The 25,039-nt window shown below is 64.2% G+C and carries 23 protein-coding genes; 16 read left to right on the top strand and 7 right to left on the bottom strand.

Features of this window, described 5'->3' with window-relative positions; genetic code table 11:
- The first annotated feature begins 38 nt into the window (after nucleotides 1-38).
- On the top strand, nucleotides 39-1,265 hold the full coding sequence (locus tag ACFJIU_RS22710; RefSeq protein ID WP_379063771.1) for an ABC transporter ATP-binding protein: 1,227 nt from the start codon (nucleotides 39-41) through the stop codon (nucleotides 1,263-1,265).
- Nucleotides 1,266-1,370: 105 nt separating this feature from the next.
- The gene (locus ACFJIU_RS22705; RefSeq protein WP_379063769.1) at nucleotides 1,371-1,829 is read left to right on the top strand and encodes a GFA family protein; all 459 of its coding nucleotides are present in this window, start codon (nucleotides 1,371-1,373) and stop codon (nucleotides 1,827-1,829) included.
- A gap of 19 nt (nucleotides 1,830-1,848) precedes the next feature.
- Here the strand turns inward: ACFJIU_RS22705 and ACFJIU_RS22700 are convergent, their stop codons facing one another.
- A complete protein-coding gene (locus ACFJIU_RS22700; protein WP_379063767.1) occupies nucleotides 1,849-2,460 on the bottom strand; it encodes a class I SAM-dependent DNA methyltransferase in 612 nt (203 codons plus the stop codon).
- Nucleotides 2,461-2,486: 26 nt separating this feature from the next.
- Nucleotides 2,487-2,642 (bottom strand): hypothetical protein, encoded by a 156-nt coding sequence (locus ACFJIU_RS22695; RefSeq protein ID WP_165358088.1) that lies wholly within the window; start codon nucleotides 2,640-2,642, stop codon nucleotides 2,487-2,489.
- A gap of 101 nt (nucleotides 2,643-2,743) precedes the next feature.
- Between ACFJIU_RS22695 and ACFJIU_RS22690 the strand changes: the two genes are divergently transcribed.
- Complete coding sequence (locus tag ACFJIU_RS22690) at nucleotides 2,744-3,676, top strand: LysR substrate-binding domain-containing protein (protein WP_379063766.1); 933 nt, start codon at nucleotides 2,744-2,746, stop codon at nucleotides 3,674-3,676.
- Nucleotides 3,677-3,742: 66 nt separating this feature from the next.
- On the opposite strand, the gene ACFJIU_RS22685 is transcribed toward ACFJIU_RS22690, so the two are convergent.
- On the bottom strand, nucleotides 3,743-5,431 hold the full coding sequence (locus ACFJIU_RS22685; RefSeq protein WP_379063765.1) for a hybrid sensor histidine kinase/response regulator: 1,689 nt from the start codon (nucleotides 5,429-5,431) through the stop codon (nucleotides 3,743-3,745).
- 353 nt (nucleotides 5,432-5,784) lie between these two features.
- Between ACFJIU_RS22685 and ACFJIU_RS22680 the strand changes: the two genes are divergently transcribed.
- Nucleotides 5,785-6,132, top strand: a complete 348-nt coding sequence (locus ACFJIU_RS22680) for a hypothetical protein (protein WP_379063764.1) — start codon at nucleotides 5,785-5,787, stop codon at nucleotides 6,130-6,132.
- A gap of 56 nt (nucleotides 6,133-6,188) precedes the next feature.
- Here the strand turns inward: ACFJIU_RS22680 and ACFJIU_RS22675 are convergent, their stop codons facing one another.
- On the bottom strand, nucleotides 6,189-7,169 hold the full coding sequence (locus ACFJIU_RS22675; protein WP_379063762.1) for a proton-conducting membrane transporter: 981 nt from the start codon (nucleotides 7,167-7,169) through the stop codon (nucleotides 6,189-6,191).
- Between the two features lie 263 nt (nucleotides 7,170-7,432).
- Nucleotides 7,433-8,125 (bottom strand): FadR/GntR family transcriptional regulator, encoded by a 693-nt coding sequence (locus ACFJIU_RS22670; RefSeq protein ID WP_379063760.1) that lies wholly within the window; start codon nucleotides 8,123-8,125, stop codon nucleotides 7,433-7,435.
- 207 nt (nucleotides 8,126-8,332) lie between these two features.
- On the opposite strand from ACFJIU_RS22670, the gene ACFJIU_RS22665 reads away from it, so the two are divergent.
- The 8 genes from ACFJIU_RS22665 to ACFJIU_RS22630 all read left to right on the top strand — a co-directional run bounded on the left by ACFJIU_RS22665 (nucleotide 8,333) and on the right by ACFJIU_RS22630 (nucleotide 16,862).
- Complete coding sequence (locus tag ACFJIU_RS22665; protein WP_379063758.1) at nucleotides 8,333-9,061, top strand: SDR family oxidoreductase; 729 nt, start codon at nucleotides 8,333-8,335, stop codon at nucleotides 9,059-9,061.
- A 1-nt stretch (nucleotide 9,062) separates the two neighbouring features.
- The gene (locus ACFJIU_RS22660) at nucleotides 9,063-10,574 is read left to right on the top strand and encodes a sugar ABC transporter ATP-binding protein (RefSeq protein WP_379063756.1); all 1,512 of its coding nucleotides are present in this window, start codon (nucleotides 9,063-9,065) and stop codon (nucleotides 10,572-10,574) included.
- Entirely contained in the window at nucleotides 10,571-11,572 is a 1,002-nt protein-coding gene (locus ACFJIU_RS22655; protein ID WP_379063754.1) for an ABC transporter permease, read from the top strand. The genes ACFJIU_RS22660 and ACFJIU_RS22655 overlap by 4 nt, the downstream gene beginning before the upstream one ends.
- A 91-nt stretch (nucleotides 11,573-11,663) precedes the next feature.
- Nucleotides 11,664-12,605, top strand: a complete 942-nt coding sequence (locus tag ACFJIU_RS22650) for an ABC transporter substrate-binding protein (protein ID WP_379063752.1) — start codon at nucleotides 11,664-11,666, stop codon at nucleotides 12,603-12,605.
- A 77-nt stretch (nucleotides 12,606-12,682) separates the two neighbouring features.
- Nucleotides 12,683-13,540: a fumarylacetoacetate hydrolase family protein gene (locus ACFJIU_RS22645; protein ID WP_379063750.1), complete on the top strand. Its 858-nt coding sequence runs from the start codon at nucleotides 12,683-12,685 to the stop codon at nucleotides 13,538-13,540.
- Between the two features lie 19 nt (nucleotides 13,541-13,559).
- Nucleotides 13,560-14,834, top strand: a complete 1,275-nt coding sequence (locus ACFJIU_RS22640) for an L-fuconate dehydratase (protein ID WP_379063748.1) — start codon at nucleotides 13,560-13,562, stop codon at nucleotides 14,832-14,834.
- A gap of 4 nt (nucleotides 14,835-14,838) precedes the next feature.
- The gene (locus ACFJIU_RS22635; RefSeq protein ID WP_379063746.1) at nucleotides 14,839-15,615 is read left to right on the top strand and encodes an SDR family oxidoreductase; all 777 of its coding nucleotides are present in this window, start codon (nucleotides 14,839-14,841) and stop codon (nucleotides 15,613-15,615) included.
- Between the two features lie 101 nt (nucleotides 15,616-15,716).
- Nucleotides 15,717-16,862, top strand: coding sequence for an alpha-hydroxy acid oxidase (locus tag ACFJIU_RS22630; protein WP_379063744.1), 1,146 nt, complete (start codon nucleotides 15,717-15,719; stop codon nucleotides 16,860-16,862).
- Between the two features lie 208 nt (nucleotides 16,863-17,070).
- Here ACFJIU_RS22630 and ACFJIU_RS22625 read toward each other — a convergent pair whose 3' ends face one another.
- Nucleotides 17,071-18,267 carry an MFS transporter gene (locus ACFJIU_RS22625; protein WP_379063742.1) on the bottom strand — a complete coding sequence of 399 codons (1,197 nt, stop codon included), beginning with the start codon at nucleotides 18,265-18,267 and terminating at the stop codon, nucleotides 17,071-17,073.
- 311 nt (nucleotides 18,268-18,578) lie between these two features.
- Here ACFJIU_RS22625 and ACFJIU_RS22620 point away from each other — a divergent pair, with 311 nt between their 5' ends.
- The 4 genes from ACFJIU_RS22620 to ACFJIU_RS22605 all read left to right on the top strand — a co-directional run bounded on the left by ACFJIU_RS22620 (nucleotide 18,579) and on the right by ACFJIU_RS22605 (nucleotide 23,872).
- The gene (locus ACFJIU_RS22620) at nucleotides 18,579-19,811 is read left to right on the top strand and encodes an efflux RND transporter periplasmic adaptor subunit (RefSeq protein WP_379063740.1); all 1,233 of its coding nucleotides are present in this window, start codon (nucleotides 18,579-18,581) and stop codon (nucleotides 19,809-19,811) included.
- Nucleotides 19,808-22,996 (top strand): efflux RND transporter permease subunit, encoded by a 3,189-nt coding sequence (locus ACFJIU_RS22615; RefSeq protein WP_379063738.1) that lies wholly within the window; start codon nucleotides 19,808-19,810, stop codon nucleotides 22,994-22,996. The genes ACFJIU_RS22620 and ACFJIU_RS22615 overlap by 4 nt, the downstream gene beginning before the upstream one ends.
- Before the next feature lie 149 nt (nucleotides 22,997-23,145).
- A complete protein-coding gene (locus tag ACFJIU_RS22610; RefSeq protein WP_379063736.1) occupies nucleotides 23,146-23,445 on the top strand; it encodes a DUF982 domain-containing protein in 300 nt (99 codons plus the stop codon).
- A gap of 121 nt (nucleotides 23,446-23,566) precedes the next feature.
- Nucleotides 23,567-23,872 carry a hypothetical protein gene (locus ACFJIU_RS22605; RefSeq protein ID WP_379063734.1) on the top strand — a complete coding sequence of 102 codons (306 nt, stop codon included), beginning with the start codon at nucleotides 23,567-23,569 and terminating at the stop codon, nucleotides 23,870-23,872.
- Nucleotides 23,873-23,976: 104 nt separating this feature from the next.
- Here ACFJIU_RS22605 and ACFJIU_RS22600 read toward each other — a convergent pair whose 3' ends face one another.
- Nucleotides 23,977-25,038 (bottom strand): ABC transporter ATP-binding protein, encoded by a 1,062-nt coding sequence (locus ACFJIU_RS22600; RefSeq protein WP_379063732.1) that lies wholly within the window; start codon nucleotides 25,036-25,038, stop codon nucleotides 23,977-23,979.
- Nucleotide 25,039 lies beyond the last annotated feature (1 nt).

The following is a 25,039-nucleotide window of genomic DNA, read 5'->3' as shown; positions in this document are numbered from 1 at the left end:
ATGCCGTCGCAGCGCATCGAGCAGGGGAGAGCCGTGATTTGAGTGCGATCGAGCTGAAAGCGGTCAGGAAATCCTTCGGCGTGGTCGACGTCATCAACGGCGTCGATCTCGCCATCGGGGCAGGTGAGTTCTGTGTTTTCGTCGGCCCTTCAGGCTGCGGCAAGTCGACCCTGCTGCGCATGATCGCCGGACTGGAGGATGTCACTTCCGGCGATGTGTTCATCGCTGGAAGGCGGGTCAACGCCGTCGAACCCGGCGATCGCGAACTTGCCATGGTCTTCCAGTCCTACGCGCTCTACCCGCACATGACTGTCGAACGGAACATGGGCTTCGGCCTCTCCATGAATGGCATGGCGAAAGCCGAAGTCGAAAGGCGCGTCGCCGAGGCCGCGGCTGCGCTGCAACTGCAGCCGCTGCTCAAGCGCAGGCCTGCACAGCTTTCCGGCGGGCAGCGTCAGCGCGTTGCGATCGGGCGCGCCATCGTGCGGCACCCCAAGGCCTTTCTGTTCGACGAGCCGCTGTCCAATCTCGACGCCGAACTCAGGGTGCAGATGCGCGTCGAGATCACCAAATTGCACCGGCAGCTCGGCGCCACCATGATCTACGTCACGCATGACCAGGTCGAGGCGATGACCATGGCCGACCGCATCGTCGTGCTGCGCCGTGGCGTCATCGAACAGCAGGGTCGCCCGATCGATCTCTACCGCGATCCCGACAACGCGTTTGTCGCCGGCTTCATCGGCTCCCCGAAGATGAATTTCTTCAAGGGTGTCCTGCGTCCCGACGGCACGATCGGCCTGGCGGAAACCGCGTTCGCGCCCGCGCTGTCCTGCAGCCCCGGAGGCGGTCAGGAGGTAACGATCGGATTGCGGCCGGAGCATTTCGAGATCGGAACCGAGGCTGGTGTTTCGCTTACGATGGAGATCGACCTGATCGAGAACCTGGGCGGCAATTCGATCTGGCATGGCCATTTGTCCAGCGGGGAAAAACTCCTGCGTCGAACGCCGCGGCTATCACGACCAGGGTCTCGGAACTTCGGTGCCGGTTTCATTCCGGCGGGAAAACGCGCTGATCTTCGACCACGACGGCAAGCGGCTGCGCTGACATCAGAGCGCTGTGCGTTCATTCGAACGCGCAACGCTCCAATATTTTTTGATCCGCGCGTCCTGCGTTCTGAAAATCAGTCCGGGCCGATGCGTGCAATTCGGGTCGGTGTCTGGACTTCGACCGTGGCACGGCCTACCTTGAAAGCCTCGCGAGCCTGACATCGGATCTGGCTTCGCCCTTGGCCCCCGCCGCAGCGCGTCCTGGGGCCTGCATCTCAGCCAAAAATCCAACGCATTTTCGCCGCGCGAGCGGAAGGAGTTCCCATGTCTCGAACAAACTCAGAGCGACCTTTGCATATCCACGAGGATGCCGGACACGCCAATGCCCGATGCGCCTGCGGCGCCCTCAGGCTGACGCTTCGCGAACCGCCGCAGCTGACGGCGCTGTGCCACTGCCTTGCCTGCCAGCGCAGGACTGGCTCGCCGTTCAGCGCCAACGCGTTCTACGCGGCTGCCTGCGCCGAGGTTTCCGGGAGATCGACGGAGTTCATCCGCACCGCCGAAAGCGGCCGCAAGGTGCGCATGTATTTCTGCCCGGCCTGCGGCTCGACCCTCTACTGGAAGGCGGAAGCGTCGCCTGAAATGATCGGCGTCGCGGTCGGCTCATTCGCCGATCCGGCTTTCACGCCCCCTGCGCTGTCCGTGTTCGAAAAGTCGAAACACGAATGGGTTCGGCTCGACGGGACGGTGGAGCATTTCGAGGGCCTGCCCTCCGGCAGATGAAACGCTCGGGCCGGTCGGGTCACGCCGTCTTCGTAGCCAGGAAGGTGATCCATTCGTCGCCATTGCCATTGTTGACGGCGAACTCTTCCCACAGAACGGTCATGCCGGCCTGTTCGAGAAGTCGCACGAAATCGTCTCGGCGCCAGAGCACCGTCTGGTAGTCGCCATTCTTCTCGCCGTCGCCGTGACGCATCGAGACGAGGAAGGCACCGCCCGGCCGCAGGGATTGCGCGATCTTGCCGAGGACGTCTCCGATCTCCGCACGGCGAACGTAGAACAGGACGCAGAGCGCGACTACGGCATCATAGGGGCCGTCCAGCGGGTCGGTGACGATGTCCAGCAGATCGGCCTTCTTGCCGCGCGCCGCCTGGATCTCGAGGAAACGCCGCGTCGCGTCGGTGCGCCTTACACGCAGGCCAAGCTCTTCCAGCAGGTCCGCCTCGCGGCCCGCTCCGGACCCGATTTCCAGGGCCTCGCCGTTGCCGCCGACTTCGACGGCAAGGCGCTTCAGCGCGGCCTTTACGCGTTCGATCGGTTCGGTGCCGACGATTTCGTCATAGCGGTCGGCATAGGCTTCATACATGTCGACGACCTGGCGGCTCTGCTTCAGGGCTTCCGCGGCGATGGTCATGGTGATCCTCCCTTGCGGATTTTTGCCTAGAAGGCGGCGTCGCCGTCGAGCAGGCCGATATCGCGCTTCAGATAGTCCGGCAGGTCGCTGCGGGCGAGCAGGTCCTGCGGGCGTGGCTTGAATGGAGCGAGCAGCAGGCGGGCGAGATGACGGCGAGGGGAAAGGTGCGAGAGCGTGGTCATGGCGGGTTCCTTTCTGTGATCCGATGAAAGGATATTGCTCCCGAGAACGCTTCATTTCCAATCGAACGTCGAGTATCATGCATGAGGAGGAGTAATGTGTCATGAGCTGGAAATTGCCCCCTCTCGGAGCCGTCCGTGTGTTCGAAGCCGCGGCCAGGCTTGGAAGTTTCACCAGGGCTGCCGACGAACTCGGCATGACCCAGTCTGCGGCCAGCCACCAGATCAAGCTTCTGGAGGAACGTGCGGGAATGCCGCTTTTCATACGCAAAACAAGGCAGATAGAGCTGACGGAGGCCGGCGCGCGGCTGGCGCCGGAAGCATCCTCGGCTTTTGCGACATTGGCCGATGGCTGGCTGGCGGCAAAGGGCGGGGCAGGCGGCGTGCTCTCCGTCTCGACGATGCAGACCTTTGCGTCGAACTGGCTCGCGGTTCGCCTTGGAACATTCCAGCTGATGCATCCCGAGCTTGCAGTGAAGGTCGAGACGTCACCCCGGCTGGTCGATTTCACCCGCGAGGCGACCGATGTCGCCATTCGCACCGGGAGCGGCAGCTGGCCGGGGCTGGCCTCGCATTATCTGTTCAAGGCGGATTACTGCCCGATGATCAGCCCGCGCCTTGCGGAAAGCGTCGGCGGCATCAACACGCCCGAAGACCTCTACAAAGTGCCGTTGTGCTGCGCCGACGATCCATGGTGGAAGATCTGGTTCGAGGCGGCCGGCGTGCCCTATGATATTGATCGTGCCATCCATGGGCCTGACCTCGGCTCGCAGGTCTATGACGCGATGGCTGCGATCACCGACCAGGGTGCCGCGATCCTCACGCGCAATCTCTACGATGCCCTTCTCGCCAAGGGCCAGCTCATCCAGCCTTTCGAGGCCCTGGGCTCGGACGGAGACGGCTACTGGCTGGTCTATCTCGAGAGCCGCCGCAATTCCTCGCGCATCAAGGTCTTCCGCGACTGGATCCTGAACCAGACCGAGGAGGCGCGCAGGCTGGAGGCCCCCGCCAGGGCAGGTCCAAGGAAAAGTGCGTAGCGGTTTCCCGTCCGGAATTGCTTGAAAACGAGAAGGTAGAGTGTTTCCGCGAAAAGCAGAAACACTCTAGATGGCAGCCTGCACCTGTCGGTTGCGTTCGCGCCCCAGCGACAGCGCGATCATGGTTGAGCGCAGTTCGGAAGGCCGCACCGGCTTCGACAGGATCGGGATGTCCTGCTGCCCGAGTTCCTCTCGCACCCGGTTCTCGTCATGGCCGGTCATGACGATGGCGGGGATGTCGCGGCCCGCCTGCCGGCGCACTTCCTGGATGAAGTCGGCACCGACGATGCCGCCGCCGAGATCGAAGTCGGTGACGACCAGATCGCAGGCCGCGACGGACAGATCCGCTCCGGTTTCGGCCTGCACGACGCAGCCCCATTTCCTGAGCAGGGTGGCGGTGGCGAGCAGCACGTCCTCGTCATCCTCGACGAGCAGCACCCGCAAGCCTTCCAGCGGCGAAGCAAAGCGGTCCGGCCTCATCCGTCTTGTCCGCTCCGGTGTCGATACGACAGGCAGGCCGGCAATGCGCACGCTGGTGCCGCGTTCCCTGACCGAGCGGATCGAGACCCGCAAGGACATCAGATGCGCCAGCCGCTTGACGATCGCCAGGCCGAGGCCGACACCTTCAATGTCTTTGTCGCCGCGTTCGCGCACCTGGTAGAATTCGTTGAACAAAAAAGGCAGATGTTCCTCGGCGATGCCTTCGCCGCGATCGTGGATTTCGATCGACAGGCCGTAGCGATGGCGGCGGCAGCCGATCAGCACCTCGCTGCCCGGCGCGTATTTCAGCGCGTTGGAAACGATGTTCTGCAGGATGGTGGTGAGCAGAGCGGCATCGGTGCGCACATGCAGCTTTGTGTGCACCAGCTTGAATGGCGTGCCCGACCATTTCGCACGGTCCGCATTCTGCGCCAGCACCTCATCGACGATGTCCTGCACGGCGACGACTTCGAAATGAGGTGACACCTTGCCACTGTCGAGCGTCGAGATGTCGAGCAGCGAGCGGAACAGGCCGGACACCGAATGCAGCGAGCGATCGATGTTCTCGACCATCTGCTTCTGTTCGCGGTTGAGCCCGGTATCGCGCAGGCAGGCGGTGAACAGGCTGATGGCGTGGATCGGCTGGCGCAGGTCATGGCTGGCCTGCGCCAGGAAGCGCGACTTGGCGAGGTTCGCCTCCTGGGCGGCGTTGGAGGACTCGTGCACCCTTTTGAGCAGCGCATAGATATAGGCCGGCACCAGAATGGTGGTCATCACCAGGGTCAGGGTCACATAGGGGTTATCCCACCAGAAGGAATTGAAGTAGGTGGTGACGGCGAGCGAAAGCAGCGCCAGCAAAGTGGAAACGACCAGGTAGCGCGCGCCGAAGCGAAGCCCGTTGCCGACGGTCACCCAAAGCAGTGCCGAATAGACCGGAAGCAGCGCGGCGCCGCCGATCGACATGCCGAAGGTGATGGCGGTGTAGTCTCCGCCCATCGACAGCGCGCGCCGTCGCACATAGGCGCCCGGCTTCCGGATGATCCACCAGTAGAGAAAGAACGAAACCGGCATATAGGCGGCAAAATAGGCTGCGACGGCATTCAGGCTGGCGGACTGGAAGCCGTCGAGGAACGTGATCACGGTGATATAGGATCCGAACAGCGGGGTGAGGATGATCCGCACCATCGCCTGGGCGCGTTCGGTATCGTATTGCTCGCCGCCGGCGGGCCCCGCCGGCCGGCCTGCGCGAAGCGCGCGTTTGCGTTTCCCGAACATCGCTCCCCACTTCGCGCCATGACAGACTTATCATCTACACCGGCGCCATCCCTCTGTGAATTCGAAGATGGGACCGCGGGGCTTGAGCTGCGCCACAGGTCTGATCCACGAGGGCAGTGGACCGAATTGCGCAGGGTCGAGTGATCCTGAGGTGGCGGGATTGCCGCCGCAAAAGACGTCCGCGATCCCACGAAAGGCGGTTCGGACTAAAACATGACAATTTGACTCCAGTTTCTATTTGCAGAACCGGATTCGCGTTGTATTGGTGTCGATGCCCCATCGCGACCTCGACTGAGGAGGGAGCCTGGCTTGCCTGGGTGAAGTGCCAATGACAGGATTAGGAAACGGACGGGATGATCAATTACAAGCCCTCCAGCGTCCACGGCGCACCCTTGCAACATGGCGGGTTGACCGGAGAAACGGACCCTTTCCACGAATGCAGCGCGGCTCTCGACGCCTCATTGTCGCAGCTTCATCAGGCCAAGCGCACTGCCGATGAGAGCCTGCGGCGTGCGCAGGATGCGCCCGGTCCGCACACCTCCGACAATTCGATCTTCGTCGCGTTGTGGGAGGCGCATCTCGGGGACCGGGAACTGCTGTTTTCAGCAATGCGGCAACTGGACCGTGCGCGCCAGGCCGTGCCACCGGGTGCGGCAGGTGTTGGCGAGTCTGCTCGCGGCAGGAAAACCCCGACCGGCTGATCACTGTCGTTTTCCCGGCGGCGCGAGGGAATCCGCGCCGCCGGTTTGGAGAATGCTCACGTGTTGTTGGAACTGCCGGCTGTCGGAAACTGGCGCGCGAATTCCTTCTCATCGCCGGCGGCCAGGAGCTTGGCCTGCTGCACCCAGCGCTCGCGCTCGATGCGTCCGTCGAACTGGAGGTACTCCTCGACGCGCTGGATGTCCGCCGCGGTCCATCCCGCTATCTGGGCATAGGTCGTGATGCCGTGTTCCTTCAGGCGACGCTGATTGACAGGCCCGATGCCGATCAGGCGGCGCAGGTCGTCTCCAGCCGATGATCTGGCCGGCTTGGCTGCTGGCGCCTTTGCTGGAGTCGCCTTGACCGCGGAAGCTTTTGTCGTCGCCGGCTTGGCCGCAGGTGCCTTGGCTGGAGCTGCCTTGGCCGCGGGTGCCTTTGCCGTGGCCGGCTTGGCCGCTGGCGCCTTTGCTGGAGCTGCCTTGGCCGCGGGTGCCTTTGCCGTAGCCGGCTTGGCCGCTGGCGCCTTGGCTGGAGCTGCCTTGGCCGCGGGTGCCTTTGCCGTGGCCGGCTTGGCCGCTGGTGCCTTGGCTGGGGTCGCCTTGACTGCTGGAGCCTTCGCCGCAGCCGGCTTGGCGGCAGGCGCCTTAACCGGGGCCGACTTGACCGCAGGCGCCTTGGCTGGAGCTGCCTTGGCGGCAGGCGCCGCGGCTGCCTTCACCGCGGGCGCCTTGGCCGGGGCAGCCTTGGCTTGCGCGGGCTTGCTGGCGGCTGAAGAAAGCGTTGCCGATGAAGCCAGCAGCGGCGCTGGCGAGGACGATTTTGCCTCGCGCAATTGCCGCTCGAGGTCGGTGCGCGCGCTGGCGCAGCTTTCCAGGTCGCCGGTCAGGCGCTTCGTATCGGATTTCAGCCTGTCGCGCTCGCTGCGGATGCTGTCGAGATCGCCACGCACCTGTGCAAGTTCATCACGCAGGCGTCCCCATAAAAACCAGCCGAGCAACAAGCCGACGATAAAAGCCAAAATCACGTAGAAAAAAGTCATCGCTTCTCTCCTGTCAGAAATCGTCCCGCCAAATGTTTGCGACACGCCATCTTGTGACAGAATAGCTGCAAAAGGAAAGATGCCTGTATTAAAGTCTATATCAAATCAGAAACTTAGTTCACGCGCGCCTGTCATCCGGGCCATCGGCATGCTGGGCGACCCTGCATTTCGCGCTCAGCCGGCGTTCGCAAGGTTGTGGATCCATTTCCAGGGGGGCCGAAGGATGGGCCCGGCAAGGCGCTGAAACCGCGATGACGCCGCCGTCAATCCCACACGCGCAGCATCGCCTCTTCGACATAGGTCAGATGCGCGGCCATGGCGGCGCGTGCCTGGTCGGACTCGCCGGCAAGGATTACGGTGCAGATGGCTTCGTGATCGTCCAGGATATGGCTGCGCAGCACGGGTGCCTCGGCGAGGTGCCGGTGGAACTGCTGGTCGATCCCTTCCGACCGCGATGCCCACAGCTGCGAGATCATCTCGCGCAGCAGCCGGTTGCCGCAGTTCTCGACGATTGTCATGTGAAAGGCGCGGTCACTGTCATTCGACCAGTCGCCGCGGGCCGTCTCCTCGCGCAAGGCCACGATCGCCGCTTTCAGCCGCCGCCGTCCTTCCGCCGAAATGTGCTGTGAGGCCTGGGCTGCCGCTTCCGGTTCCAGCAGCCGGCGCACCGCCATGACCTCGATCGGCGAATGTCCGACCTCCGGCAGGGCCTGGGCCGGATTGGCCGGCGCTTTCAGGAAGGCGCCCACGCCAACCCGGACCTCCAGCATGCCGGCCACTTCCAGCGCGATCAATGCTTCGCGCACCGTTGGCCGCGAGACGCCGAGCGAGACCGCTAGATCGCGCTCGGATGGCAGCTGCTGTCCGGGCGTCGCCTCGCCGGACAGGATCTGATCGCGGATCTGGTCGGCGATCTGCAGATAGAGCTTCCTGTTCGAGACAGCCTGAAGTTTCAAACCCGTACCCTCTGTCCGGGTCGGCCGGCAAATCGGCGCGGTTCCCGTGGTGACCATAATCTGGCGGCGACCGCAGCGGAAGCCTGCCTGCTTTATCTATCGGTCTGGCCACCTGACAGCAAGTGGTCTGACCACTTGACAGCATGACCGATGCTGAAATATTGGAAACCGTCCGCTGGGATCGGGCGCGTTACGGGAGGAATTCACATGGCCAGCCTGGCAGGGAAGAGCTGTCTCGTGACCGCGGCCGCGCAAGGCATCGGTCGTGCCTCGGCCATCGCGCTTGCCAAGGCCGGCGCCCGTGTCGTCGCCACGGACATCAATGAAGAGCTCTTGTTCGGGCTCGCCAGGGATGGCATCGATACCCGCGTGCTCGACGTGCTGGACAGTGCGGCGGTCAACGCCGTGGCGGCTGAGACCGGGGCCGTCGACATCCTCTTCAACTGCGCCGGCGTCGTCCACAACGGCACCATCCTGGACTGCACCGAGGACGAGATGGATTTCGCCCTCGATCTCAATTTCAAGGCGCAGATCCGCACCATCAAGGCCGTGCTGCCCGGCATGCTGAAGCGCGGCTCCGGCTGCATCATCAACATGGCGACGGTCGCCTCCTCCATCAAAGGCGTGCCGAACCGCTTCGCCTACTCCGCCAGCAAGGCGGCGGTGATCGGTCTCACCAAATCCGTCGCCGCCGATTTCGTCTCGCACGGCATCCGCTGCAACGCCATCTGCCCGGGAACCGTCGACAGCCCTTCGCTCGAAGGACGACTGAAGGCTACCGGCGACTATGAGGCCGCCCGCAAGGCCTTCGTCGCGCGCCAGCCGATGGGCCGCATCGGCACCGCCGACGAGGTGGCCGATCTCGTCGTCTACCTGGCCGGCGCGACCTTCACGACCGGGCACACCTACATCATCGACGGCGGCTGGACGGCCTGACATGACCGACCTCGTCACCATGCGGGGCATAGACAAGGCGTTCCCCGGCGTGCGTGCGCTGAAGAGCGCCGGGTTCGACCTGCGCTCCGGCGAGGTCCATGCGCTGATGGGTGAGAACGGCGCCGGCAAGTCGACGCTGATGAAGATCCTGGCCGGCATCTACCGGCAGGATGCGGGCGAAGTGCTGGTCGGCGGCCAGCCGGTCGACCTCGGCTCGCCGCGCGCGGCGATCGCCGCCGGCATCGGCATCATCCATCAGGAGCTGATCCTGATGCCGCATCTCACCGCCGCCCAGAACATCCTGATCGGGCGCGAACCGCGCAAGGCAGGCGGGCTGCTGCTCGATGAAGCCGCGCTCAACGCCTATGCCGCCGATGTCTTCAAGACCATGCAGCTCTCGCTCGATCCGCGCACTTTGGTCGGCTCCCTCACCATCGCCAGGCAGCAGATGGTCGAGATCGCCAAGGCCCTGTCGTTCCGCTCGCGCATCCTGATCATGGACGAACCAACCGCCGCCCTCAACGACAAGGAAGTCGGCGAGCTCTTCGCCATCATCAACCGCCTGAAGGCCGACGGTGTCGGCGTCGTCTACATCTCGCACAAGATGGACGAGATCAAACGCATCGCCGACCGCGTCACGGTGATGCGCGACGGCGCCTATGTCGGCACCGTCGACGCGAAGGAAACGCCTATTTCGAAGATCATCTCGATGATGGTCGGCCGCGAAATCGACAATGAAGCACCGGCGGCACCCGACCTGTCGGCGGCGCCCGTCGCGCTCGAAGTGCGCGGCCTGACGCGCGGCTCGCAGGTGCGGGATGTATCGTTTGCAGTCAAGTCCGGTGAAATCCTCGGCTTTGCCGGCCTGATGGGGGCTGGCCGCACCGAGGTGGCGCGGCTGATCTTCGGCGCAGACAAGGCAGATAGCGGCGAGATCTTGATGGGCGGAGAGCGCGTCGACGTCGCGACACCGCAGGATGCGGTGCGCCGCGGCATCGGTTACCTGTCCGAAGACCGCAAGGCGCTTGGCCTGGCGACAGGCCTCGACGTGCGCAACAACATCGCGCTGGCCAGCCTGCCACGGTTCACCGGGCCGCTCGGCATTCTCGACGAACAGGCCATGCATGCGGCGGCGAGCGAATACATCGCCAGGCTCGCCATCAAGACGCCGTCGGACAGCCAGCCGGCACGCCTGCTCTCCGGCGGCAACCAGCAGAAGATCGTCATCGCCAAATGGCTGCTGCGCGACTGCAAGGTGCTGATCTTCGATGAGCCGACCCGCGGCATCGACATCGGCGCCAAGAGCGAGATCTACAAGCTGCTCAACGCGCTCGCCGCCGAGGGCAAGGCCATCATCGTCATCTCGTCCGAACTGCCGGAAGTGCTGCGGCTCAGCCATCGCATCGCGGTGATGTGCGAGGGCCGGCTCACCGGCTTCCTGCCGGCGGGTGCGCCGCAGGAAGAGATCATGCGTCTGGCGACGTTGCGTGGCAGCGCAGGGAGAACAACATGAGCGACAATGTCTTCGCCGGCCTGATCGGCAAATCGCAAGGCGCCGGTGGTGCCCGCTACAAGCTGCTCGCTTTCGGCAGCCTCATCATCCTGTTCGTCGTCTTCAGCCTGGCCTCGCCCAATTTCCTGCAGACCAGCAACATCCTGGCGATCCTGCAGGCGACCTCGGTCAATGGCGTGCTGGCCATTGCTGCCACCGTCGTCATCATCACCGGCGGCATCGATCTTTCGGTCGGCACCCTGATGACGTTCTGCGCGGTCATCGCCGGTGTCGTGCTGACCTTCCTCGGCCTGCCGTTGCCGCTCGGCGTCGCCGGTGCGATCCTGGCCGGCGCTGGTGCCGGTTTCGTCACCGGCAACATCGTCGCCAGGCTGCGCATCCCGCCCTTCATCGCCACGCTCGGCATGATGCTGATCCTGAAAGGTCTGTCGCTGGTCATCTCCGGCACGCGGCCGATCTATTTCAACGGCACGCCCGGCTTCACCTCGATTTCGCAGGGCTCGATCGTCGGCACCGTCATCCCGGCGGTGCCGGTGCCGAATGGCGTGCTGGTGCTGTTCGCGGTCGCCATCGTCATCAGCATGGTGCTGACCCGTACCGCGCTTGGCCGCTACACTTTCGCGCTGGGCTCGAACGAAGAAGCGGTGCGCCTGTCGGGCGTCAACACCAAGGGATGGAAGGTCGCCGTCTACACGCTGGCCGGCGCCATCTGCGGCATCGCCGGACTGCTGATCGCCTCGCGGCTGAATTCGGCGCAGCCGGCGCTCGGTCAGGGCTATGAGCTCGACGCCATCGCCGCTGTCGTCATCGGCGGCACCTCGCTCGCAGGCGGCAGCGGCACCATTCTCGGCACCCTGATCGGCGCGCTGATCATCTCGGTGCTCGCCAACGGTCTGCGCATCATGTCGGTACCCCAGGAATGGCAGACGGTGATCACCGGAACGATCATCATCCTCGCCGTCTACATCGACATGCTGCGCAGCAGGAACGCGTCGTGATCCACGACGCGCAAATTCTGGCGGCCTGCACGCCGTCAGGAACCGCGCCAGTGCGCGTGGTGGGAAAACAACATCAGTGGAGGACCAAGAAGTGATTACCAGACGTCTGTTGATCGGCGCCGCCGGCGCCGCCCTGTTTGCTTTTTCCGCGCCCGCGATGGCGCAGGACAAGCCCTATGTCGCCCTGATCTCGAAGGGCTTCCAGCATCAATTCTGGCAGGCGGTGAAAGCCGGTGCCGACAAGGCGGGCGCCGATCTCGGCGTCACCGTCACCTTCGAGGGCCCGGATACCGAGGCCCAGGTCGACCGCCAGATCGACATGCTGAGCGCCGCCATCGCCAAGAAGCCGACCGCCATCGGCTTCGCCGCACTGGACAGCCAAGCCGCCATTCCGCTGCTCGAGCAGGCTAAGTCGGCCGGCATCCCGATCATCGCCTTCGACTCCGGTGTCGACAGCGACATTCCGGTTGCCACCGCCGCGACCGACAGCGTCGCCGCCGCTGCCCTTGCCGCCGACAAGATGGCCGAGCTGATCGGTTCGGAAGGCAAGATCGCGGTGGTCGCCCACGACCAGACCAGCCGCACCGGCATCGACCGCCGCGACGGCTTCGTCAACCGCATCAAGGAAGCCTATCCGAAGATCGAGATCGTCTCGGTGCAGTATGGCGGCGGCGACCAACTGCAGTCGACGGAAATCACCAAGTCGATCCTGCAGGGCAACCCCGACCTGAAGGGCATCTTCGGCACCAATGAAGGCTCGGCCATCGGCGTGGTCAACGGCGCCAAGGAACTCGGCAGCAAGGTCACCATCATCGGCTTCGATTCCGGCGCGCTGCAGAAGCAGGCGATCAAGGACGGCCTGATGGCCGGCGCCATCACCCAGAACCCGGTCGGCATCGGCTACAAGACCGTCGAAGCCGCCGTGAAGGCCAGCAAGGGCGAAACCGTCGACAAGAAGATCGATACCGGCTTCTACTGGTATGACAAGACCAACATCGACAAGCCCGAGATCGCTGCCGTTCTCTACGACTGAGACCCTTTGATCTGACTTGCGCGGGCGACACGTCGTCGCCCGCGCGTTTTCTCACGCATTCCCACAATGGTGACCCTATGAAACTGGTGCGTTATGGCCTCAAGGGCCGCGAACTTCCGGGCCTGCTCGACAAGGCCGGCCAAATCCGGTCGCTCTCCGGCATCGTGCCCGACATCGCCGGCGACGTGTTGACGCCGGCCGGCCTCGACCGCCTGCGCGCCATCGATCCCGAGACGCTGCCGAAGGTTGAGGGAACGCCCCAGTCCGATGTCCGCCTCGGCGCCTGCGTCGGCGCGATCGGCAAGTTCATCTGCATCGGCCTGAACTACGCCGATCACGCCGCCGAGACGGGTGCGCCGATCCCGCCCGAACCGATCATCTTCAACAAATGGACCAGTGCCGTCGTCGGCCCCGACGACGATGTCGAGATCCCGCGCAACTCGCTCAAGACCGACTGGGAAGTCGAACTGGGCGTGGTGATCGGCAAGCCCGGCCGCTACATCGACGAGGCGGACGCGCTTGACCACGTCGCCGGCTATTGTGTCATCAACGACGTCTCCGAGCGCGAGTTCCAGATCGAGCGCGGCGGCACCTGGGACAAGGGCAAGGGCTGCGACACCTTCGGTCCGACCGGCCCCTGGCTTGTCACCGCCGATGAAGTGCCCGATCCCCAGAACCTGAAGCTCTGGCTCTCCGTTGATGACGTCATGCGCCAGGACGGTTCCACCAGGACCATGATCTTCTCCGTGCGCCACATCGTCAGCTATCTCAGCCGCTTCATGAGCCTGCAGTCGGGTGACGTCATTTCCACCGGCACGCCGCCGGGCGTCGGCCTTGGCCAGAAGCCGCCCGTCTTCCTCAAGGCCGGGCAGGTGATGCGCCTCGGCATCGAGGGGCTGGGTGAACAGCGCCAGCGCGTCGTCGACGCGGCATAAACAAGCGTAAGGAACGGTCATGGCCAAGATCACCGATATGGAAGTGCTCGACCTGCGCTTCCCGACCTCTGAGCATCTCGACGGATCGGACGCGATGAACCCCGATCCCGATTATTCCGCCGCCTATGTCATCCTGAAGACCGACGGCGGGCTCGAGGGCCATGGCCTGACCTTCACCATCGGCCGTGGCAATGAGATCTGCTGCGCCGCCATCGAGGCCATGCGCCATCTCGTCGTCGGGCTCGACCTCGGCCGGGTCGCGGAGGATCCGGGCCGGATGTGGCGCCATCTCACCAGCGACAGCCAACTGCGCTGGATCGGCCCCGACAAGGGCGCCATCCATCTCGCCACCGGCGCAGTCGTCAACGCCATCTGGGACCTGTTGGCCAAGCAGGCCGGCAAGCCTGTCTGGCAACTCGTCGGCGACATGAGCGCCGAAGAGATCCTGAAGATCATCGACTTCCGCTACCTGACAGACGTGCTCACCCCGGACGAGGCGCTGGCGATCCTGCGCAAGGCCGAGGCCGGCAAGGCCGATCGCGTGGCGACGCTGAAGCGCGAGGGTTATGCCTGCTACACCACCTCGGCCGGCTGGCTCGGCTATTCCGAGGAAAAGCTGCGCCGGCTCTGCCAGGAAGCCATCGACGCCGGCTTCAACCACATCAAGATGAAGGTCGGCCGCGACCTCGAAGATGATATCAGGCGCCTGAGCATCGTGCGCGAGATCATCGGTCCGGACCGCTACCTGATGATCGACGCCAACCAGGTCTGGGAAGTGCCGCAGGCGATCGACTGGCTCAGGCAGCTTGCCTTCTCGAAACCCTTCTTCATCGAGGAACCGACCAGCCCCGATGACGTCGCCGGCCATCGCAGAATCCGCGAGGCGGTGAAGCCGATCAAGGTCGCCACCGGCGAGATGTGCCAGAACCGCATCATGTTCAAGCAGTTCATCGCCGAAGGCGCCATCGACATCGTGCAGATCGATTCCTGCCGCATGGGCGGCCTGAACGAGGTGCTGGCGGTGCTTTTGATCGCCGCCAAATACAACCTTCCGGTCTGGCCGCATGCCGGCGGCGTCGGCCTGTGCGAATATGTCCAGCATCTGTCGATGATCGACTATCTCTGCGTGTCCGGTACCAAGGAAGGCCGTGTCATCGAATATGTCGACCATCTGCACGAGCATTTCATCGACCCCTGCGAGATCCGCGACGCCGCCTACATGCCACCTGTCCTGCCAGGCTTCTCTATCGAGATGAAGCCGCAGTCGCGCGCCCAGTACCGGTTCAAGGGCTGACGCGATGGATCTCGGCCTCGCCGGAAAAGTCGTGATCGTGACGGGTGGCGGTGCCGGCATCGGCGGCGCCATCTCGCTTGGGCTGGCGGCCGAAGGCGCCATTCCCGCGATCGTCAGCCGCAGCCCCCTCGGCAGAGAATTCGAGGTGCAGCTCAAGGCGCTGTCGCCGGCAGCAACATTCGTCCGGGCCAATCTCGAATCCGACGATGAGACCGAGGCAGCGGTCGCCCAGATCGCAACGGTCTTCGGCCGGATCGACGGCGTCGTCAACAATGCCGGCGTCAACGACAGCGTCGGGCTGGATGCCGGCCCGGCCGAATTCCGCAGGTCGCTCGACCGCAACCTGGTCCACTACTATACGGTCGTGCACCACGCGCTGCCGTGGCTGAAGAAGAGCCGGGGTGCCATCGTCAACATCTCGTCCAAGACCGGCGTCACCGGGCAGGGCAACACCAGTGCCTATGCCGCGGCCAAGGGAGCGCAGCTGTCGCTGACGCGCGAATGGGCGGCCGCACTTCTCGAAGACGGCATCCGCGTCAACGCGGTCATCCCGGCGGAAGTCATGACGCCGCTCTACGCGAACTGGCTGGCGACCTTTCCTGACCCGCAGGCCAGGTTGCAGGAGATCACCGCCGCCATCCCGCTCGGCAAGCGTATGACGACCGCCGACGAGATCGCCGCCACCGTCGTGTTCCTGCTGTCGCAGCGCGCCAGCCACACCACCGGCCAGTGGCTGTTCGTCGATGGCGGCTATACCCATCTCGACCGGGCCCTCAGCTAGATATCGTCTGCGGGTGCCGGTCGTGTAAAAGGTGGCGTAAGCCACAGCATGCTTCTGAAGCGATTGTCTTCGGTTCGCGGTGCATCCAGGGAAACAGCTCCATGCGTCTCAGCCAGTGTCACAACTTCCACGATTTCCGGGAGCTGGCCAGGCGGCGCCTGCCGGGGCCGATCTTCAACTACATCGACGGCGCCGCCGACGACGAAGTCACCTACCGGCGCAACACCGCCGCCTTCGAGGCCTGCGACCTGGTGCCCAACGTGCTGCGCGGCGTGACCGACATAGACCTGTCGGTCACCGTCATGGGCCAGAACCTGGCGTTGCCGGTCTATTGCTCGCCGACGGCGCTGCAGCGCCTGTTCCACCACCAGGGCGAACGCGCGGTCGCCGCCGCCGCCGGCAAGTACGGCACCATGTTCGGGGTTTCCTCCCTCGGCACCGTCAGCCTGGAGGAGGCGCGCAGGATCAGCGGCGCGCCGCAGGTCTACCAGTTCTACTTCCACAAGGATCGCGGCCTCAACCGCGAGATGATGGCGCGCGCCAAGCAGGCCGGCGTCGAGGTGATGATGCTGACGGTCGACAGCATCACCGGCGGTAACCGCGAGCGCGACAAGCGCACTGGCTTCGCCATCCCTTTCAGGCTCAACCTCGCCGGCATCACCCAGTTCGCGGTGAAACCGGCCTGGGCGCTGAACTACCTTACCCATGAAAGCTTCAGGCTGCCGCAGCTCGACAGCCATGTCGACATGGGCGGCGGCGTGATGTCGATCAGCCGCTACTTCACCGAGATGCTCGACCCGTCGATGACCTGGGACGACGTCGCGGAGATGGTGCGGCTGTGGGGCGGGCCGTTCTGCCTGAAGGGTGTCATGTCGGTGGAGGATGCTCGCCGCGCCGTCGAGATCGGCTGCAGCGGCATCGTGCTTTCCAACCATGGCGGGCGTCAGCTCGACGGTTCCCGCAGCGCCTTCGACCAGCTGGCCGAGATCGTCGATGCCGTCGGCGATCGCATCGACGTCATGATGGATGGCGGCGTGCAGCGCGGCACGCATGTGCTGAAGGCGCTGTCGCTTGGCGCCAAGGCAGTCGGGCTCGGCCGCTATTACCTGTTCCCGCTCGCCGCCGCCGGCCAGGCCGGTGTCGAGCGCGCACTGGAGCAGATGCGCATCGAGATCGAGCGCGCCATGAAGCTGATGGGTTGCACCGCGATCGATCAGCTCACCCGGAAGAATTTGCGTTTTCGGTAGGAGCGCGACACTCCGCTCCCTTCTCCCCTTGAGGGAGAAGGTGCCCGAAGGGCGGATGAGGGGTGTTGGAAGAAACGAGATCGAGCGAGATTAAACGTCTTGCATCGGTCGTTAGTCGGGAAAGCTGCACTCCATCCAGCACCCCTCATCCGACCTCGCCCTTGGCGAGGCCACCTTCTCTCTCAAGGGGAGAAGGGAAGTCGCGTTCCTAAACCTTCCGCCGCTTCGCGTCCCACATGGTGATCAGCCACAGCACCAGCCCGCCGAGTGACAGGGCGCAGCCGACATAACCGGCCGAGGGGAAGCCGTAGCCGGCCGAGATCGCCAGGCCCGCCAGCCAGGGCCCGAGCGCATTGGCGACATTGAAGGCGCTGTGGTTGGCGGCGGCGGCCAGCGTCTGCGCGTCGCGGGCCACATCCATCAGGTAGGTCTGCAGCACGATGGCGAGGCCGGTGGTGCAGCCGATCAGGAAAACCACCAGCGAGATCGACCACAGCGAACCGACCGAAGAGGGGAAGGCGAAGAGCGCGGCGGCACTGGCGATGATCAGCACCGTGGCCGTCGGCTTGAGCGCCTTGTCGGCGGCCCAAGCTGAGATAAGGTTGCCGAGCGTCATGCCGACGCCGAACAGGCCGATCACCAGCGGTACCACGCGCGGATCGGCCCTGGTGACTTCGAGCAATGTCGAGGCGGTGTAGGAATAGACCGCGAAAAGCCCGCCGAAGCCGACAATGGCGGTCGCCAGCGTCAGCAGCACCTGGCGGTTGCGGAAGGCGCCGAGTTCACGCAGCGGGCTGGCGTCCTCGTCCGGCCTGTCGCGCGGAGCGAACAGCGCCACCATGATGAAGGTGGCCAGCGCCAGCAGGCCGGTCAATGCGAAGCCCGCCTGCCAGCCGTAGGCCTGGCCGAGATAGGTCGCCGCCGGCACGCCGATGATCGTGGCAACCGTCAGGCCAAGCATGACGCGCGCGATGGCCGTCGTGCGTTCCTTCGGTCCGACCAGCGATGCCGCGACGAGCGCGGCCACGCCGAAATAGGCGCCGTGCGGCATGCCGCTCAGGAAGCGCAGCGCCAGCAGCCATTCATAGTTGGGCACCAAAGCGGTGAGGCAGTTGGTGATGCCATAGGCTGCCATCAGTGCCATCAGCAGTGTGCGGCGCGGGACACGTGCCGACAGCACGGCGATGATCGGCGCGCCGACCACCACACCCAGCGCATAGGCGCTGATCGCATGCGCCGCCTTCGGCTCGTCGATGCCGAGCCCCGACGCGATGTAGGGCAGCAGGCTCATCGCCGCGAATTCGGTCGAGCCGATAGCGAAGCCGCCGATCGCCAGCGCCAGCATCACCAGCCAGGGCCGTACGGCCGGCTCGCGTTCGACGATGGCTAGGTCTGTCTGGGACATCGGGCTGCTCCTGCGCGACGCAGCCGCGCGCTGTCATGTTGCGGTGCAGATCGTCATGTGCCGGCGAGGACAATAGCTGTGTCCTGTTCCAGCTGGCCTGGACCATCGATCTGGCCGCGCTGCAGGCGCGTGGATGGGACGCTGCAGGATCCACAGCAAGCCGCGGCTATCCGCACCGCCCGGTCTGCTGGGCTACCCCGAATGTTTCGAACCCCTGTTGACCTTCCCATCATGGGAACCCGTAGCGTCGCCGAAGATCATCGAGCGGCGTCGTTCTGGCGTCGCGCATTGCGACGACGAGGGCGCTTCACATGACCGTCAGGTCGAAAATATTCCTGTTTACGGCAGCCGTGCTGAGCGGCGGTGCCTTGTTCGCTTATGTCTATTCACCGATCGTGGATGTCAGCCTGGCGAAAGCCGCTGAAACAAGCGAGGTCGCTTCCACTCCCGGACCGCAGGTTCCGGTCGCCGAAGTGGTCACGCGTGTGATGGCGCCGTGGGCTGAATTCACCGGCATGGTGGCTGCTCCGAGCACGATCGAACTCAGGCCGCGCGTCGGCGGCATGATCGAATCCGCCCATGTCCCGGAAGGCGGATTCGTCGAGCGCGGCCAGCTTCTGTTCCAGATCGATCCCCGTCCGTTTGAAGTCGCGCTGCAGAATGCCAGGGCACAACAGCAGCGCGCCGAGGTTCTGCTCGCCCAGGCGGAAACCGATTTCGGCCGTTCACAACGGCTTGCCCCGACGGGAACGATTTCCGGCAAGACCCATGACGATGCGCTGTCCAGAAAGCGGGAACGGCAGGCGCAGGTGGAGGAAGCGAGGGCCGCGGTCGCGGCGGCGGAACTCGAGCTATCCTATTCCCGCGTGACCGCACCGATCTCCGGACGTGCCGACAGGGTGCTGGTGACGGAGGGCAACCTCGTCACAGGGGCATCGGGTTCGGCCGCCACGCTGCTGACCACGATCGTTTCCGTCGATCCGATGCATGTCTATTTCGACATAGACGAGGCAACCTATCTGAGTTTCCTCAGCCGTGCCCACCAGGGGGAGGCCGGTCAAAATTCCTCCTCGTTTCCGGTCGAGGTCGGCCTCGCCACCGATGCCAACTACCCGCACACCGGGACGCTCGATTATCTGGGCAACCGCGTCGATCGAGGCACCGGCACGATTCGCGCACGGGCGGTGCTCGCCAACCCGGGCGGACTGTTGATGCCCGGGTTGTTTGCCCGCGTGAAACTCGCGACGGACGCCCCGCGGGAAACCGTGCTTGTCGACGACCAGGCCATCGGGACAGATCAGGGGCGCCGCTATGTGCTGGTGCTCGGCGCCGGCGACAAGGCCGAGTACCGGCCCGTCGGCCTAGGCGCCATGAGCGAGGGTTTGCGCATCGTCGACAGCGGCCTGAAGCCTGGTGAAACGATCATCATCAAGGGGCTTGTCAGGCCTGGCATGCAGGTGACGCCGAACCGGGTGGCGATGGTGCCGGCGCAGCAGTCGGCATCCAGCCTTGACGACGGCGATGCCTGGGAGGCACGCCGATGAACCTGCCTCATTTTTTCATCAACCGCCCGATCTTCGCCATCGTGCTCTCGGCCCTGATGCTGATCGTCGGCGCGCTTGCGCTGTTTCAATTGCCGTTGAGCGAATATCCGTCCGTCACGCCGCCGACCGTGCAGGTGAGTGCGAGTTACCCCGGCGCCAATCCCGAAGTCATTGCCGAGACCGTTGCCTCTCCTCTCGAACAATCGATCAATGGTGTCGAGGGCATGCTGTACATGAGCTCGCAGGCTGCCACCGACGGCAGGATGACGCTCACCGTCACCTTCGCGCACGGGACCGATCCCGACATGGCACAGATCCAGGTGCAGAACCGCGTGTCGCGCGCCCTGCCGCGTTTGCCGCAGGAAGTGCAGCGGATCGGTGTCGTCACGCAGAAGACGTCGCCCGATATCCTGATGGTTGTCCATCTCGTTTCGCCCGACAAGCGCTATGACCCCCTCTACATCTCCAATTTTGCCACCCTTCAGGTGCGCGACACCATTGCCAGGTTACCGGGCGTAGGCGACGTCGTTATCTGGGGGGCGGGCGAATATGCCATGCGTATCTGGCTGGATCCCGCGAAGGTCGCGGCGCGCGGCCTGACGGCGAGCGATGTGATCGCCGCCATTCGCGAGCAGAACGTCCAGGTGGCGGCGGGGTCGGTGGGCCAGCAACCGTCGCAGGCGGCGAGCTACCAGGTCACCGTCAGCACGCGGGGAAGGCTGTCCAGCGAGGAAGAGTTTGGCGAGATCGTCATCAAGACCGGTGTGGACGGCCAGACCGTGCGTCTGCGGGATGTCGCGCGGATCGGACTTGGTTCCGACGGCTATGCACTGCGCAGCCTTCTCGACGGCGAACCGGCTGTTGCGATGCAGATCATCCAGCGTCCGGGCGCCAATGCACTGGACGTTTCCAACGCCGTTCGCACCGAGATGGAGCAACTGAAGCGCGACTTCCCGGAAGGGCTGGAATACCGGATCGCCTATGATCCCACCGTCTTCGTTCGGGCGTCCCTGGCGGCGGTCGTCGAAACCCTGCTGGAAGCGATCCTGCTGGTCGTGATCGTCGTCGTGCTGTTCCTGCAGACCTGGCGCGCCTCCATCATTCCGCTGGTGGCCGTTCCGATATCGCTGATCGGCACCCTGGCAGTGATGCATATGCTGGGCTTCTCGCTCAACACCCTGTCGCTGTTCGGACTGGTGTTGTCGATCGGTATCGTGGTCGATGATGCCATCGTCGTCGTCGAGAATGTCGAGCGCCATATCGGCCTTGGCAGGACACCCCGGCAGGCGGCGCACCAGGCGATGGACGAGGTGACCGCGCCGATCATCGCGATCACCTCGGTGCTTGCGGCAGTGTTTGTTCCGTCGGCGTTTCTCTCCGGCCTCCAGGGCGAGTTCTATCGGCAGTTCGCAGTCACCATCGCCATATCCACGGTCCTGTCGGCCATCAACTCGCTCACCCTTTCGCCTGCCCTGGCTGGACTGCTTTTGACACCGCATCATGCCGGTGCACGCCGAGACTGGCTCACCAGGGGCATCGACCTCCTGTTCGGGCGCTTATTCGGTTTGTTCAACCGCTTCTTCGATCGCGCATCGAACGCCTATGTCGGCGCGGCGCGGCGTGCCATTCGCGTCAGCGGCATCCTGCTGTTGCTCTATGCGGGCCTGCTCGGCGCGACATGGATGGGCTTCCAGAGCGTTCCGACCGGTTTCGTGCCGGCCCAGGACAAATATTACCTCGTCGGGATCGCCCAATTGCCGTCCGGAGCCTCGTTGGATCGAACCGACGCGGTCGTCAAGGAAATGTCGAAGATCGCGCTGGCTGAACCCGGCGTTGAAAGCGTCGTCGCCTTCCCTGGCCTTTCGGTGAACGGTTTCGTCAATCTCCCCAACGCCGCCGTCGTTTTCGCCATGCTTGATCCGTTCGACCAGCGGAAGGATCCATCGCTTTCCGCCAATGCCATCGCCGGCCGCCTGATGGGGAAATTCAGCCAGATACCCGATGGTTTCGTTGGCATCTTCCCGCCGCCGCCGGTGCCGGGGCTCGGCACCACGGGTGGCTTCAAGCTTCAGATCGAGGATCGTTCCGGCGCCGGGCTGGAGGCACTTGCCAAGGTACAGGGCGAGGTCATGGCGAAGGCCATGACGACACCGCAGCTTGCCGGGATGATGGCAAGCTTCCAGGTCAATGCGCCCCAGGTCCAGGTCGATCTCGATCGCGTCAAGGCAAAGACGCAAGGGATTCCCCTGACCGAGGTCTTCGATACGCTTCAGGTCAATCTGGGGTCGTTATACGCCAACGACTTCAATCGTTTCGGACGCACATACCGTGTCATCGTCCAGGCCGACGAGCCGTTCCGCACGCAGGTGGACGACATCGCGCAGCTGAAGGTGCGCAATGCGGCCGGCGAGATGGTCCCGCTCGCAGCCCTGGCTGCGGTCGCGACCAGTTCCGGGCCTGACCGGGTGATGCACTACAACGGCTATCCCTCCGTCGACATCACCGGAGGACCCGCCCCGGGCTATTCGTCGGGGCAGGCCACGGCGGCGATCGAGCAGATCATGCGCGAAACGCTGCCCCCGGGCATGGCATTCGAATGGACCGATCTGACCTATCAGGAGAAGCAGGCCGGCAATACGGCGATGATCGTGTTTCCCCTGGCGGTGCTGCTGGCGTTCCTGATCCTCGCTGCGCAGTACAACAGCTGGTCATTGCCGTTCGCGGTTCTTCTGATCGCACCACTGGCGCTGCTGTCAGCGATCACGGGCGTCTGGCTGTTCGCAGGCGACAACAACGTCTTTACCCAGATCGCCTTTGTCGTGCTGGTCGGACTGGCGGCGAAAAACGCCATCCTGATCGTGGAATTTGCCCATGAAGAAGAAAAGAAGGGGCATGATCCGCTGGCCGCGGTTCTGGAGGCCGCTCGCCTGCGTCTGAGACCGATCCTGATGACGTCACTCGCTTTCATCGCGGGTGTCGTGCCTCTGGTCATCGCGACGGGCGCGGGCGCGGAAATGCGCCAGGCCATGGGTGTCGCGGTGTTTGCCGGCATGCTTGGCGTCACCGCCTTCGGCTTGATCCTGACGCCGGTCTTTTACGTCGTGATCCGTCGGCTCGTGTCGAGGCGTAGCGGTCGGTTGCCGGCCGATGCGGCAATTGTCGAGGGTGGCCGGCCACCGATTTGACGGCCGAAACGCGGATGGCGCTGACGGCGGCCCAGGCGGAACACGACCCGATCTGCCGGGCGGTATGATGCTCCCGGGTGAAGATTTCTGAAACCTGAGACTGCATGGGCGCGTTGATCTAAACCCACAGCTGTGGGTTGGAGGCCACGATGGACAGGCAGCCGAACAAACCCGTGCACGTCATGTTCGACGGCAGGATCGAAGAGATTGCCACGGTCGAGCGCGCGCTAGCTTTCCTGCGCCGTTGGCCGGAAGACAGGCGCGGCCACGTCTACATGTGCACCTGGAACGCTTGTAATGCCGTATCGATCGGTCATGTGTCGGAGCTCGACGCCATGCGCACCTTCATCGGCTTTGCGGAGGTCACCGGCATCTATGTGCGCGCGGAAGATGTGCCCGTCACGGTGAGCACGCCACGCGCGCCGCTGTTCAAGGCTGGGCGCCGATAGAGTGGCCGGGCGTTCAATGAAGCTGGTCCGGGACCGATCGGAAACGCTCGATTTTTGTCGGAACCTTCGTTCCTTTGTCCGGTTAGCCCTATGCAACCGCAACCAGACGAAGGAGAGCATCATGCTCAGGAAGATCATCATCGCTTCGGCTTTCGCGGTCGGACTTGCCGGTTCGGCTATGGCACAGGGTATGGGTGATCCGATGGTCAACGACCGCGTCGATCCCAACCAGCCGGGGCCGACCACGGTGGAACCACAACCGGTCTATCCCAATGCGGTAGACACGACGACCACCCAGAGCATCCATGATCAGAGTGGACCGTCCCAGGGTAACAGTGGCGCCGGTCCATGTGCCTATGGATCGGCCTATGACGGGCCACAGCCGGGCAATGGGCCGATCGTGAACGATAACTATTGCGGCAAGTAACCTTGTCGACGCAGGGCCGGGGCGCATGACGCCTCGGTCTCGCCGCCAACAGCCTGCTCGTTCATCCGCGAAATATCCTGGGCATCATTCCCATCTTTTCGGGATCATGCTTCAGGCAGCGCGTTGCCGTTCGCTGCAAACAGATGGATGCGGGCCGGATCGATGTAGACCGGGATGCTTGTCCCCACCTCGACCTGTCGCTGGCCGTTGAGGGCGACCGTCATCGCCTGTCCGTCCGTGGTCGTGGCATAGACCAGGGTCTGCCCGCCCAGGCTTTCGATCAGCTCCACCTTGACGTCCGCCAGCTTGACGCCCTCGCTGTCGGTGATGCCGATATGCTCGGGCCGTACGCCCAGTGTCGTCGCGCCCGCTGTCGCGCGGGACAGCGACAAGGCATTGCCTGCCACCTGCAGGTGCCTGTCTTTCGAGCCGGCTGTGAGCAGGTTCATTTTCGGTGAGCCGATGAAGCCGGCGACAAAGAGGTTGCGCGGTCTGTTGTAGAGGTCGAGCGGAGCGCCAACCTGCTCGACGACACCGCTGCGCAGCACGACGATCTTGTCGGCCATCGTCATCGCCTCGACCTGGTCATGCGTGACATAGATCATCGTGTTGCCGAGATCGTTGTGCAGCTTCGCGATCTCCACCCGCATCTGGACACGCAGTTCCGCATCGAGGTTCGACAGCGGCTCGTCGAACAGGAAGATCCTGGGCTCCCGCACAATGGCGCGGCCGATGGCGACGCGCTGGCGTTGCCCGCCGGACAACGCTTTCGGGCGCCGGTCGAGAAGCGGGGTGATGCGCAGGATTTCCGCGGCTTTCGCAACGCGGCTCGCGATCTCGGCCTTCGGCGTGCCGATGGTCTCCAGGCCGAAGGACAGGTTCTTGCGAACCGACATATGCGGATAGAGCGCGTAGCTCTGGAACACCATGGCGATGCCGCGCTTCGATGCCGGCACCTCGTTGATGCGCCGGCTATCGATCAGCAGGTCGCCGCCGGTGATCCGCTCCAGTCCGGCGATCAGCCGCAGCAAGGTGGACTTGCCGCAGCCAGAAGGGCCCACGAAGACCGTGAACTCGCCCGGTTCGATCGACAGGTCGACGCCATGGATGACTTTCACGTCGCCATAGGCCTTGGTGATGTTGCGCAGCTCGATACTGGCGGCCATT

The organism is Mesorhizobium sp. UC74_2 (assembly GCF_042701485.1).
Lineage (GTDB): Bacteria > Pseudomonadota > Alphaproteobacteria > Rhizobiales > Rhizobiaceae > Mesorhizobium.
This window is presented reverse-complemented; position numbering and strand designations above follow the sequence as displayed.

Coding starts and splice junctions, on each gene's coding strand:
- ACFJIU_RS22600 (WP_379063732.1), bottom strand. CDS start 25,038: ATGGCCGCCAGTATCGAGCTGCGCAACATCACCAAGGCCTATGGCGAC.
- ACFJIU_RS22640 (WP_379063748.1), top strand. CDS start 13,560: ATGGCCAAGATCACCGATATGGAAGTGCTCGACCTGCGCTTCCCGACC.
- ACFJIU_RS22660 (WP_379063756.1), top strand. CDS start 9,063: ATGACCGACCTCGTCACCATGCGGGGCATAGACAAGGCGTTCCCCGGC.
- ACFJIU_RS22705 (WP_379063769.1), top strand. CDS start 1,371: ATGTCTCGAACAAACTCAGAGCGACCTTTGCATATCCACGAGGATGCC.
- ACFJIU_RS22685 (WP_379063765.1), bottom strand. CDS start 5,431: ATGTTCGGGAAACGCAAACGCGCGCTTCGCGCAGGCCGGCCGGCGGGG.
- ACFJIU_RS22645 (WP_379063750.1), top strand. CDS start 12,683: ATGAAACTGGTGCGTTATGGCCTCAAGGGCCGCGAACTTCCGGGCCTG.
- ACFJIU_RS22665 (WP_379063758.1), top strand. CDS start 8,333: ATGGCCAGCCTGGCAGGGAAGAGCTGTCTCGTGACCGCGGCCGCGCAA.
- ACFJIU_RS22695 (WP_165358088.1), bottom strand. CDS start 2,642: ATGACCACGCTCTCGCACCTTTCCCCTCGCCGTCATCTCGCCCGCCTG.
- ACFJIU_RS22655 (WP_379063754.1), top strand. CDS start 10,571: ATGAGCGACAATGTCTTCGCCGGCCTGATCGGCAAATCGCAAGGCGCC.
- ACFJIU_RS22675 (WP_379063762.1), bottom strand. CDS start 7,169: ATGACTTTTTTCTACGTGATTTTGGCTTTTATCGTCGGCTTGTTGCTC.
- ACFJIU_RS22630 (WP_379063744.1), top strand. CDS start 15,717: ATGCGTCTCAGCCAGTGTCACAACTTCCACGATTTCCGGGAGCTGGCC.
- ACFJIU_RS22620 (WP_379063740.1), top strand. CDS start 18,579: ATGACCGTCAGGTCGAAAATATTCCTGTTTACGGCAGCCGTGCTGAGC.
- ACFJIU_RS22605 (WP_379063734.1), top strand. CDS start 23,567: ATGCTCAGGAAGATCATCATCGCTTCGGCTTTCGCGGTCGGACTTGCC.
- ACFJIU_RS22700 (WP_379063767.1), bottom strand. CDS start 2,460: ATGACCATCGCCGCGGAAGCCCTGAAGCAGAGCCGCCAGGTCGTCGAC.
- ACFJIU_RS22690 (WP_379063766.1), top strand. CDS start 2,744: ATGAGCTGGAAATTGCCCCCTCTCGGAGCCGTCCGTGTGTTCGAAGCC.
- ACFJIU_RS22625 (WP_379063742.1), bottom strand. CDS start 18,267: ATGTCCCAGACAGACCTAGCCATCGTCGAACGCGAGCCGGCCGTACGG.
- ACFJIU_RS22680 (WP_379063764.1), top strand. CDS start 5,785: ATGATCAATTACAAGCCCTCCAGCGTCCACGGCGCACCCTTGCAACAT.
- ACFJIU_RS22610 (WP_379063736.1), top strand. CDS start 23,146: ATGGACAGGCAGCCGAACAAACCCGTGCACGTCATGTTCGACGGCAGG.
- ACFJIU_RS22635 (WP_379063746.1), top strand. CDS start 14,839: ATGGATCTCGGCCTCGCCGGAAAAGTCGTGATCGTGACGGGTGGCGGT.
- ACFJIU_RS22615 (WP_379063738.1), top strand. CDS start 19,808: ATGAACCTGCCTCATTTTTTCATCAACCGCCCGATCTTCGCCATCGTG.